Source organism: Streptomyces sp. NPDC006743 (assembly GCF_040703815.1).
In the GTDB taxonomy this organism is placed as follows: domain Bacteria; phylum Actinomycetota; class Actinomycetes; order Streptomycetales; family Streptomycetaceae; genus Streptomyces.
In genome coordinates this window covers 36814-48303 of record NZ_JBEYJA010000009.1, presented here as the reverse complement: position 1 = coordinate 48303, position 11490 = coordinate 36814, and the positions used below count along the sequence as shown (strand labels likewise).

Annotated in this window: 8 protein-coding genes; 2 read left to right on the top strand and 6 right to left on the bottom strand. The window is 72.9% G+C overall.

The features are described from left to right. Positions 1–198 precede the first annotated feature (198 nt). The 5 genes from ABZ719_RS10480 to mce form a co-directional block, all read right to left on the bottom strand. The gene (locus tag ABZ719_RS10480; protein WP_366724815.1) at positions 199–969 is read right to left on the bottom strand and encodes an ABC transporter permease; all 771 of its coding nucleotides are present in this window, start codon (positions 967–969) and stop codon (positions 199–201) included. Positions 970–972: 3 nt separating this feature from the next. Next, positions 973–2067, bottom strand: a complete 1095-nt coding sequence (locus ABZ719_RS10475; protein WP_366724814.1) for an ABC transporter ATP-binding protein — start codon at positions 2065–2067, stop codon at positions 973–975. A 273-nt stretch (positions 2068–2340) separates the two neighbouring features. Continuing rightward, a complete protein-coding gene (locus tag ABZ719_RS10470) occupies positions 2341–3276 on the bottom strand; it encodes a cellulose-binding protein (RefSeq protein ID WP_366724812.1) in 936 nt (311 codons plus the stop codon). A gap of 194 nt (positions 3277–3470) precedes the next feature. After that, positions 3471–7484: a polarized growth protein Scy gene (gene scy, locus ABZ719_RS10465; RefSeq protein ID WP_366724811.1), complete on the bottom strand. Its 4014-nt coding sequence runs from the start codon at positions 7482–7484 to the stop codon at positions 3471–3473. A gap of 231 nt (positions 7485–7715) precedes the next feature. Next, a complete protein-coding gene (gene mce, locus ABZ719_RS10460; RefSeq protein WP_366724810.1) occupies positions 7716–8156 on the bottom strand; it encodes a methylmalonyl-CoA epimerase in 441 nt (146 codons plus the stop codon). A 150-nt stretch (positions 8157–8306) separates the two neighbouring features. Here mce and ABZ719_RS10455 point away from each other — a divergent pair, with 150 nt between their 5' ends. Together ABZ719_RS10455 and meaB are read left to right on the top strand one after the other, a co-directional pair. Further along, on the top strand, positions 8307–9515 hold the full coding sequence (locus ABZ719_RS10455) for an acetyl-CoA C-acetyltransferase (RefSeq protein ID WP_107474140.1): 1209 nt from the start codon (positions 8307–8309) through the stop codon (positions 9513–9515). Between the two features lie 76 nt (positions 9516–9591). Further along, positions 9592–10548 (top strand): methylmalonyl Co-A mutase-associated GTPase MeaB, encoded by a 957-nt coding sequence (gene meaB, locus ABZ719_RS10450; protein WP_037851748.1) that lies wholly within the window; start codon positions 9592–9594, stop codon positions 10546–10548. 387 nt (positions 10549–10935) lie between these two features. Here meaB and ABZ719_RS10445 read toward each other — a convergent pair whose 3' ends face one another. Further along, positions 10936–11412 carry a MarR family transcriptional regulator gene (locus ABZ719_RS10445; protein WP_366724809.1) on the bottom strand — a complete coding sequence of 159 codons (477 nt, stop codon included), beginning with the start codon at positions 11410–11412 and terminating at the stop codon, positions 10936–10938. Positions 11413–11490 lie beyond the last annotated feature (78 nt).

The following is an 11490-nucleotide window of genomic DNA, read 5'->3' as shown; positions in this document are numbered from 1 at the left end:
GAGGTTCAGGACAGCGGGGCACACGCCCCCGTAAGGCTGAGAGCTGCGAACAAAAGTGGGTCCCGGCGGGCGGCGCCCGGCGATCGGAACCCACTTTTGTCCGCAGCTCTTAGGAGGATATCCGGGCGCTGACGGTTCCGGCCAAAAGAAAGTAAAGACGTGGAGGCCCGGTACCGCATGATCTGCGGCGGTATGTACTCAGGCGTCCCGCTTGCGCAGAAGCGCGTAGCCGGCCGCGAGCGCCGCGATCACCCACAGCGTCATGATGCCGAGGCCGCCCCACGGGCCGTAGGGGGTGTCGTCGCCGACCCGGGGGATCACCCGCAGGATGCGGCTGCCCGCCTGGTCGGGCAGGTACTGGCCGATCTTCTTCGTCACCGAGACGTTGCCGAGGATGTTGGAGATCAGGAAGAAGAACGGCATCAGAATGCCCAGCGACAGCATCGGCGAGCGCAGCATCACGGCCACGGCCATGGAGAACACGGCGATCAGGGTCATGTAGAGGCCGCCGCCGATGACCGCGCGCAGCACACCCGGCGCGTCCAGCGAGGTCCGCAGCGAGCCGAGCATCGCCTGCCCGAGGAAGAAGGCGGCGAAACTGGTGGCCATGCCGACGAGCAGGGCCAGGGCGGCCGCGACGGCCACCTTGCTCGCCAGGAAGGTCCCGCGCCGGGGGACCGCGGCCAGTGAGGTGCGGATCATGCCGGTGCTGTACTCGTTGGACACCACCAGGACGCCGAAGACGATCATCGCCAGCTGACCGAGGGTCATGCCCGCGAAGCTGATGAAGGTGGGGTCGAAGGAGAGCCGCTCCCGGGCGGGCATGTTCCCGAACTCGCTCCTGGTCAGGGCCGAGATCAGCATGCCGAGGGCGATGGTGACCACCGCCGCCAGGGACAGCGTCCACACCGTCGACGCCACCGACCGGATCTTGGTCCACTCCGAGCGGATGATCTGCGCCACCGCCATGCCTCAGCCCTCCACCGTCGTCCGCGCCGCGCTCTCTTCCGGCCCCGCGTACGGCCCTGCTCCCGGCCCCGCATCCGGACCTGTTCCCGGTCCCGCATGCGGTCCTGCTCCCCGGCCGGACCCCGGTCCCGGCCCCGCCGGACCCGCCGCCGTCCGGCCGCCCCAGTCCGCGCCCCACCGCCGCTCGGCCGGCTCCGCGTGCGCGTGGTACTCCACCGAGGACGCGGTCAGCCGCATGAACGCCTCCTCCAGCGAGGACTGCCGGGTGCTCAGCTCGTGCAGCACCACCTGGTGGCGCGCGGCCAGCTCGCCGATCTCCTCGGACCTGCCGCCGTCCACCTCCAGCGCCCCGTCCCCGCTCTCCACGGCCTGGATCCCGGCGCCGTGCAGCGCGTCCAGCAGCCGCTCGCGGTCGGGCGTGCGGACGCGGACGCGGGAGCGTGCGTTGCGCTCGATGAAGTCGGCCATGGAGGTGTCCGCGAGCAGCCGCCCCTGCCCGATGACCACGAGATGGCCGGCGGTCAGCGCCATCTCGCTCATCAGGTGCGAGGAGACGAAGACCGTACGGCCCTGCGCGGCCAGCGACTGCATCAGACTGCGGATCCAGTGGATGCCCTCGGGGTCGAGCCCGTTGACCGGCTCGTCGAACATCAGGATCCGCGGATCGCCCAGCAGCGCGCCCGCGATGCCCAGGCGCTGGCTCATGCCGAGCGAGAACCCCTTCGCCTTCTTCCGGGCGACCGCCGTCAGACCCACCGTCTCCAGCACCTCGTGCACCCGGGCGGTGGGAATGCCGTTGCTCTGCGCCAGGCACAGCAGGTGGTGGTACGCGCTGCGCCCGCCGTGCACGGCCTTGGCGTCCAGCAGGGCACCGATGTACGTCAGCGGGTCCTTCAGCTCGTGGTACTGCCGGCCGTCGATGCGCACGTAGCCGCCGGTGGGGTGGTCCAGGCCCAGGATCATCCGCATGGTCGTGGACTTCCCGGCGCCGTTGGGCCCCAGGAATCCGGTGACGGTGCCCGGTCGCACCGTGAAGGTGAGGTCGTCTACCGCCACTTTCTCGCCGTAGCGCTTGGTCAGCCCCGCCAGCTCGATCATGCGGCCACGCTAAGGGCGCACCGCGCCCCGCGCCACCGGGCACCTGAGCCGTCCGGCCCCGCGGCACCCGGCGGGCCGCGGCCGGCCACCGCGTCCGCAAGCCCCTCCCGGGCGGTGACGGCCGCGGCGTCCGTACCCGCCCGGACACAGCACAACGCCGGCCCCCACGACCGCGAGGGGTCGTGAGGGCCGGCGTCACGCTCGTGCCCGGATTCGCCGACAGTGTCCCGGTGGCCGGCGCGGGGCCCGCTCACCGGGACCGCTGCCCCCGGGTTACCGCGTCTGCTGCGCCGGGACCCCGCGGGAGACCGGCTCGTCCTCGGCCGGGTTGCCCGCGGCGGCCACCGCGGCACCGGTCAGCGTCGCCAGCATCTCGCGGACGTTCGTCAGCTGGGCGTTGATCGAGTCGCGGCGGTTGGTCAGCGCCGCCAGCTCACGCTCGGACTCCGAACGGATGCGGTCCGCCTTGGCGTTGGCGTCGGCCACGATGTCCTCGGCCTGGCGCTGCGCCGTCTCCACGGTCTGGCGGGCGCGGCGCTCCGCGTCGGTGCGCAGCTTCTCCGCCTCCAGACGCAGCTGCTCGGCGCGGTGCTCGATCTCCGCGAGCCGCTTCTCCGCCTTCTGCTGACGGAGCGTCAGGTCGCGCTCGGACTGCTCGCGGCGCTTGGCCAGGTTCGTCTCGAAGTCGGCGGCGGCCTGCGCGGCCTTGGCGCGGGTCTCCTCGAAGAGGGCGTCCGCCTCCTCCCGCTTGGACTGCGCGTCCTTCTGCGCCTCGGCGCGCAGCTGGGAGGCCTCGCTCTTGGCCTTCTCGACGATCCGGACGCCCTCGTCCTCGGCCCTGGCCTTGCGCTCGGCGGCGAAGGACTCGGCGTCGTTGCGGACCTGCTGCGCGGACGCCTCGGCCAGCTCACGGTGCTGCTCGGCAGCGCGCGCGGCCTCCTCACGCAGATCCTTGGCCTCCTCCTCGGCGAGGCGGAGGATCTTCTCGACCCGGGCGCCGAGACCCGCGTATGACGGTTCGGCGTCGGAGATCTGGGCCTGCGCCGTCTGCGTCTCGAGGTGGAGCTCCTCGATGCGCTTCTCCAGCATCTTGGTCTGCGCGCGGGCCTCTGCGAGGTCGGAGTCGAGCCTGGCGATGTAGTCGTCCACCTGAGCGCGGTCGTACCCACGCCGCACATGCTCGAAGCCGTAGGGGGAAGTGTCGCTCATGGGGTTCCTGTCGAATGAGACCGGTGAGGTGATAGGTCGAATCCTAGGGGCCGAAGCGGTGTGTCATCGAGCGGATACGTGTTTGATCTGGAGAATGACACCTCTTTTGGGTGGCTGACCGCCGGAGCACTTGCCAAGTACCCCGGCGAAACCTTCGGAAGCTCCCCCGTGAGGCCCCGAATTCACCCTAAAGGCTAACCTTCTGACGACTTGCCACCGGACCGGGGTGCGCCCACCGTCGCGCCCGCCCGGACCCCGGTCTCCTTCCCGGACCCCGGCGCCTCGAAGGACTCCAGCGCCTCCAGCACATCCTGGACCCGGGAGATCTCGGCGTTGATGTCCTCGCGCCGGCGCACCAGGATCTCCAGCTCGCGCTTGCCCTCCTCGACCGTGCGCCGCGCCTCCTGGACCGCCTCCGCCTTCAGTTCCTCGGCCTCCTTGACGAGCTTCGCCTTCTTCTGCTCGGCCTCCTTGAGCAGCCCCTCGGCCTTCTTCACCGCGGCGATGCGCACCTTGCCCGCCTCGGTGTTGGCGTCCGAGACGATCTCCTTGGCCTTGGCCTGCGCCTTCGCCAACTGCTCCTCGGCGGCCTTGATCAGCGCGTCGCAGCGGTCGCCGGTCGACTTCATCGTCTCGGCGGCCTCGCGGCGGGCCCGCTCGTGCAGTTCCTCGATCTCGGTGGTGAGGCGCTGGCGCAGCTCCTCGGCGCGCTCGCGGATCTGCGTCGCGTCCCGGCGGGCGCCGACCAGCAGTTCGTCCGCGTCCGTACGGGCCTTCTCCACCGCCGTGTTGCCCTGGACGGTGGCCTCGGCCAGGATCCGCTCGGCCTCCTGGCGGGCCGCGCCCACCATCGTGTCGGCCTGCGACTCCGCGTCCGTCTTGGTCTTGACCGCGTTCGCCTGCGCCTCGGTGAGCAGCTTGTCGGCCTCGGCGGTGGTCTCGGTGATCAGCTTGTCGACCTGCTCGGCCGCCTCCGAACGCCGCTTGTTCGCCTCCTGGCGGGCCTCGTCCAGGGTCCGCTCGGCCTCCTCGCGGGCGGCCGTCATCAGCCGCTCGGCCTCCGCCGCCGCCTCCGCCTTGACCCGCTCCGAGTCGGTGCGGATCCGCTCGGCGCGGGACTGCGCGGAGCCGACCGTCTCCGCGGCCTCGGCGCGCAGCCGCTCCGCGTCCCCGGTGGCGTCCGAGATCAGCTTCTCCGCCTGGGCGACGGAACGGGTCCGCACCCGCTCGGCCTCGGTGAGCGCCTCGGTCCGCACCCGCTCGGCCTCCGCGGCCGTCTCCGTGCGCAGCCGGTCCGTCTCGGCGATCGTGTCGGCCCGCAGCTGATCGGTCTCCGCGACGGTGTCCGCGCGCAGCCGGTCCGTCTCGGCGATGGTGTCCGCGCGCAGCCGCTCGGCCTCCTCCGCCGTCTCCGTCTGCAGCCGCTCGGCCTCCGAACGCGCCTCGGAGATCAGCGCGTCCGCCTGCGTCGCCGCGTCCGAACGGATCCGGTTGGCGTCGTCCCGGGCGTCCGCACGCGTCCGCGTGGCGTCCTGCTCGGCCTGCGCGATCGTGTCGGACGCCTCGGTCCGCACCCGCTGCGCGTGCTCGGCGACGTCCGTACGGATCCGCTCGGCCTCCGCGATGGCCTCGGACACCGTGCGCTCGGCCAGCGCCTTGGCGGCCTCGGTCTCCTCGCCCGCCTCGCGCCGCAGCCGGGCCGCGTCCTCGCTCGCCCGCTCCCGCTCGGCGTAGGCGTCGGACCGGACCCGGTCCGCCTCCTGCTCGGCCTCCCGCTTCGTACGGTCCGCCGCGTGCTCGGCGGCCGAACGCAGCCCGGCGATCTCCTCCTGCGCCTGCTCGTGCAGCCCGGCCACGGAGTCCCGTACCTGCTGGGCGTGCTGCTCGGCGGCCGACACCATCTCGGTGGCGCGCCGGTCGGCCTCCTCCACCAGCCGGGTGGCCTCGGCCTGCGCCTCCTCCACCCGCCTGCGCGCCGACGCCAGCAGCTCCTCGCTCTGCTCGCGCGCCCGCTCCCGCTCCTGGCCGGCCTCCTGGCGGGCGGAACCGAGCAGTTCCTCGGCCTCGCGGCGGCGCCTGGCCGCCTCCTCCCGCGCCGCCTCCAGCGTCTCGGACGCCTCCGCGCCCAGCCGCTCCGCGGCGGCCTGCGCCTCGGCACGGACCCGGTCGGCGGTCTCCTGGGCCTCCGTCTTCAGGCGCTCCGCCTCGGCCGCGGCCTCCGACCGCAGCCGCACGGCGACGGCCTCGCCCTCGGCGCGGGACGCCGACGCGTCCGCGGCGGCCTCGTCCCGCAGCCGCACGGCCTCCGCCTCCGCCTGCTGCTGGAGCGTCCGGATCCGCTCGGCGGCCTCGGCGCGCAGCCGCTCGGCCTCCTCGGCGGCCTCGCGGCGGATCCGCTCGGCCTCCTCCCGGGCGTCGGTGAGGGACTGCTCGGCGGCGGCCAGGCGCTCCTCGGCCTCGGTGTGCAGCCGGGTCAGCTCCTCGGTGGCCTCGGCCTGCCGGGCCGCCAGCGCCCGCTCGGTCTCCTCGCGCAGCCCGGCCGCGGCGCGCTCGGCCTCCGCCCGGACCGACTCGGCGTGCTCGTCCGCCTCCGCCCGGTGCCGTTCGGCCTCCGCGCGGGCGCGCTCCAGGGTCTCCTCGGCCTGCCGGCGCAGCGCGGTGGCCCGCTCGATGGCCTCGGTGCGGACCTTCTCGCTGTCCGCGGTCGCGCTGCCGCGCAGCTCGTCGGCGTCCGCCTTCGCCTTGGCCAGCAGCTCCTCGGCGGACTTCGCCGCCTCCTCGATCTGCGCCACGGCCTCGCGCCGGGCCTCCGCGCGGATCTTCTCGCCCTCGGCGACCGCGTCGGAGCGCAGCTGCTCGGCCTCGCCGCGCAGCCTGCGCGCCTCCTCCTGCAGCTCGACCGTCTTGGCGCGGTACTCCTTGGTGTCGTCCTTGGCCGCGCCCTTGAGCTGCTCGGCGATGTCGTGCGCCTCGGCGCGCAGCCGGTCCGCCTCGGCCTCGGCCTCCGAACGGATCCGCTCGGCCTCCTCGGCCGCCGCCTTCGTGGTCTTCTTGGCGTCCTCGGACGCCTTGTTCAGCACGTCCTCGGCGGTCTTGGCCGCCTTGGACAGCTGGGTGGCCGTCTCCTCCGCGGTGACGCTGCGGGCCTTCTCCGAGGCCTCGGCGACGATCTTCTCCGCCTCGGCACGGGCGTCCGCGACCAGCTGCTCGGCCTCGGACTTCGTGCTCTCGGCCTCCTTGGTGGCCTCCTCGACCAGCCGGGCGACCTGCTCCTTGGCGGTGCGGGTGCGCTGCTCGTTGGCCGACTCGGCGCTCGCCAGCGCCTTGGCGGCGCTCTCCTTGGCCTCGGTGACCAGCTTCTCGGCCTCGGCCTGCGCCTTGCGCAGCGCCTCCTCGGCCTGCGCCATCCGCTGCTCGGCGGCCCGGCTCAGCTCGGCGCTCTGCCGGCGGGCGGCGTCCGACTCGCTGGCCGTGGTGGTGCGCAACTGCTCGGCGTGGTCGGTGGCCTCCTGCGCCTGGGTGGAGGCCGCGTTGAGCAGGCGCTCGGCGTCGGTGCGGGCCCGGCGCAGGATCTGCTCGGCCTCCGCACGCGCCGACTCGGCCTCGCCGCGCAGCCGCTGCCGGGCCTCGGCGGTCAGCCGCTCGGCCTCGGCGCGGGCCGCGGCCATGGCCTGCTCGGCCTCGGCGCGGGATTCGTCGAGGAGGCGGCGGGCCTGCTGCTCGGTGCGGGCGCGCAGCTGCTCGGCCCAGGCCACGTTCTCGTTGACGTGGGACTCGACGGTCTGCCGGCGCTCGGCCAGCTCCTGGTCGAGCTGCTGGCGCCGGGTCACCGCCTCCTGGTGCAGCTCAGCCTGGAGCCGGGCGGCCTGCTCGGCGTGCTCCTGGAGGATGCGCTGGGTCTGCGCCCGGGCCTGGCTCAGCTCGCGCTCGGCGTCGGCGCGGATCTGGTCGGCCTGCACCTGCGCCTGGCGCAGCAACTGCTCGGCCTGGTAACCGATGTCGGCGCTGTCGTAGGCGGGCCGGGTCATGATGGTGCGGCGCGCCTCGTGCAGCTTGGCGCGCAGCACCTCGACCTGGTAGCCGAGGTCCTCGGCGTGCTGGATCGCCTTTTCCCGCTCGGTCTTCAGCCGCTCCATCTCGGCCTCGAACCGAGAGAGGTGGTCGACGTCAGCCGCCGGCTCTCGCTCCTGGCGTTCGTAGCCCCGCACTGCGCGGTCCCATCCGTCCCCTGGTCGCAAGCCTGTCCAAACGAGCTCCGTCCATCCGCCGAACGGGGCCCCCGGGGGAATGGTGTCAGATCGACGGCGGAGCATGGGCTGCTGCCCCGTCGCTCGTCCCCCGAAACCCGGACCCCGGCGCTCCCGCCTTGACGGCAGGACCGGACCGTCCCGTTGCCGGGTACGATCGCCCCCAACCCTACCGGCCCTTATGCACGTCGGTCAGTGCTCGGCCGACTCGACGGGCGCCGAAGTGACCAGTTCTGTGAGGACGCCGTGGCAGTCCTTGGGGTGCAGGAAGGTGATCCGTGACCCCATGGAGCCGCGTCGCGGCTCGTCGTACAGCACGCGGACGCCCTTGTCCCGGATGTCCGCGGCGTCCGCGTCGACGTCCGCGGTGCCGAAGGCGATGTGGTGGACGCCCTCCCCGTTCTTCGTGAGCCACTTGCCCACGGCGGAGTCCTCGCGGGTCGGCTCCAGGAGCTGGAGGTAGGAGGCGCCGCCGTCCGACGTCCCGTTGATCCTGAGCATGGCCTCGCGCACGCCCTGCTCCTCGTTGACCTCGGTGTGGAACACCTCGAAGCCGTACGTGGCCCGGTAGAACTCGACGGTCGCGTCGAGGTCGTGGCAGGCGATCCCGATGTGGTCGATTCGCGTCAGCATGGTTTCAGTGGAGCGCGGGCGGGGTGGTTACGCAACGTGCGCGCGATCACACCGACGGCCCGATGACGGGGCCGACCGCCGCTCAGTACATTCGAAGTAAACCCTCGTTCACTCCTCGGCTGTGCAGGCCGGTAAGGGGAATCGCAGCTCATGTCTTCTGGAAATTCCGGTACGACCGGCTCGGTGATCGTCGCCGGCGCACGCACGCCCATGGGCCGGCTGCTCGGCTCCCTGAAGTCGTTCTCCGGTGCCGATCTGGGCGGTTTCGCGATCAAGGCGGCCCTGGACCGCGCGGGCATCGGCGGCGACCAGGTCCAGTACGTGATCATGGGGCAGGTGCTCCAGGCCGGCGCGGGGCAGATCCCGGCCCGCCAGGCCGCCGTGAAGGCCGGCATCCCGATGAGCGTCCCGGCGCTCACGGTCAACAAGGTGTGCCTCTCCGGCCTCGACGCGATCGCGCTGGCCGACCAGCTCATCCGCGCGGGCGAGTTCGACATCGTCGTGGCCGGCGGTCAGGAGTCCATGACCAACGCCCCCCACCTGCTGCCGAAGTCCCGCGAGGGCTACAAGTACGGCGCGGTGGAGATGCTCGACGCGATGGCGTACGACGGTCTGACCGACGCCTTCGAGAACATCGCCATGGGCGAGTCGACGGAGAAGCACAACACCCGCCTGGGCATCGGCCGCGCCGAGCAGGACGAGATCGCCGCCCTGTCCCACCAGCGCGCCGCCGCCGCCCAGAAGAACGGCGTCTTCGAGGCCGAGATCACCCCTGTGGAGATCCCGCAGCGCAAGGGCGACCCGGTGCTGTTCAGCAAGGACGAGGGCATCCGCGGCGACACCACCGCCGAGGGCCTGGGCAAGCTGCGCCCGGCCTTCACCAAGGACGGCACGATCACCGCCGGGTCCTCCTCGCAGATCTCCGACGGCGCCGCGGCCGTGGTCGTGATGAGCAGGGCCAAGGCCGAGGAGCTGGGCCTGGACTGGATCGCCGAGATCGGCGCCCACGGCAACGTGGCGGGCCCGGACAACTCCCTGCAGTCCCAGCCGTCCAACGCGATCCTGCACGCCCTGAAGAAGGAGGGCCTGGACGTCTCCGACCTCGACCTGATCGAGATCAACGAGGCGTTCGCCGCGGTGGCCGTGCAGTCGATGAAGGACCTGGGGGTGTCCACCGAAAAGGTGAACGTGAACGGCGGCGCGATCGCCCTCGGTCACCCGATCGGGATGTCCGGCGCCCGTCTCGTGCTCCACCTGGCGCTGGAGCTGAAGCGCCGGGGCGGCGGGGTCGGCGCGGCGGCGCTGTGCGGCGGCGGCGGCCAGGGCGACGCGCTGATCGTCCGGGTGCCCAAGGCCTGACGGCCGGGCCGTCCCCCCACCGACCTCTCGCCGTACGTTCGAATCGTCGTACGTGGAACACGTGAACGGAGCTGTGATGCAGGACGTCTCCTCGCTGGTGGCCCAGGCCAGGGACGGCCGGCCGCGGGCCGTGGCCCGGCTGATCTCGCTGGTGGAGGGGGCGTCCCCGCAGCTGCGGGAGGTGATGGCGGCCCTCGCGCCGCTGACCGGCAACGCCTACGTGGTCGGTCTCACCGGCTCCCCGGGGGTCGGCAAGTCGACCTCCACCTCGGCGCTGGTGACGGCGTACCGCAAGCAGGGCAGGCGGGTCGGCGTGCTCGCCGTCGACCCGTCCTCGCCGTTCTCCGGCGGCGCGCTGCTCGGCGACCGGGTCCGCATGTCGGAGCATGCCTCCGACCCGGGCGTCTACATCCGCTCCATGGCGACCCGCGGCCACCTCGGCGGCCTCGCCTGGGCCGCGCCGCAGGCCATCCGCGTGCTGGACGCGGCGGGCTGCGACGTGATCCTGGTCGAGACGGTCGGCGTCGGCCAGTCGGAGGTGGAGATCGCCTCCCAGGCCGACACCAGCGTCGTCCTCCTGGCCCCCGGCATGGGCGACGGCATCCAGGCGGCCAAGGCCGGGATCCTGGAGATCGGCGACGTCTACGTCGTCAACAAGGCCGACCGGGACGGCGCGGACGCCACCGCCCGCGAGCTGAACCACATGCTGGGCCTCGGCGAGGCCCGCGGCCCCGGCGACTGGCGTCCGCCCATCGTCAAGACGGTGGCGGCCCGGGCGGAGGGGGTCGACGAGGTCGTCGAGGCCCTGGAGAAGCACCGGGCCTGGATGGAGGAGCGGGGCGTCCTGACCGAGCGCCGCCGGGCCCGTGCGGCCCGCGAGGTGGAGACCATCGCGGTCACCGCCCTGCGCGAGCGCATCGGCGACCTGCACGGCGACAGGCGTCTGAGCGCCCTGTCGGAGCGGATCGTCGCGGGCGAACTGGACCCGTACCGCGCGGCCGACGAACTGGTGGCGGGCCTGACCCAGGGCTGAACCGCCCCGGCGGACCCCCGGAAACGGCGCCTGCCACGGCGCCTGCGACAGCCCGCGCCGGCGCGGCGCCATGCCCTCCGTCCCGCCCGGCGCGCGAGCACCGGGTCCGACGCAGGAACGGTCGGACGGCAGGACGATCCGACAGCGGGAGCGCCGGGCCCCCACGGAGGCCGCGGTGCCCCACGGAGGCGGCGGTCCGGCGGGTGGCCGGGCCCCCATCGGGGGAGCGGGTCCGACGGGCCGGCACCCCACCGGGGACGCGGGTCCGGCGGACGGGCCGGGGCCCCGGGGACGCAGCGGCCCCTGTGCAGCGCCCGGGGTCGCCGCCGTGGCGGGCCCGGGGGCCGTCCGGTGGCGCCTGCCGTGATGCCCGGAGAGGGCCCGGGGCTAGGGGCGTCCCCGCTGCCCCCGCAGGTGCTCCGCGATGGGCTTCAGCGCCTTGTCCAGTTCCGTCAGTGCCTCCGGATCCAGCAGGTCGATGAAGTGCCGCCGCACCGACGCCACGTGGTGCGGCGCGACCTTCCGCATCGTCTCCATGCCGTGCTCCGTGAGAACGGCGTAGAGCCCGCGGCGGTCGGACTCGCAGTTCTCGCGGCGCACCAGGTCCGCGTTCTCCATGCGGGTGATCTGGTGCGAGAGGCGGCTCTTGGACTGGAGGGTGGCGGACGCGAGATCGCTCATCCGCATCCGTACGTCCTCCGACTCGGAGAGGTTCACCAGGATCTCGTAGTCGTTCATCGTCAGGCCGAACGGCTGCAGGTCCTTCTCGAGCTGGTACGTCAACAGCCTGTTGACCTCCAGGTGGGTGCGCCAGGCGCACTGCTCCGCATCGGTCAGCCAGCGCGTGGCCGTCTCGGTCTCCATGAATGAAGTCTACCTAAGAAGTTGAAAGGCGAACTAGTGAGGGGTGGTGTGACGGCGCGCACGCGTTCGAGCCGTCAC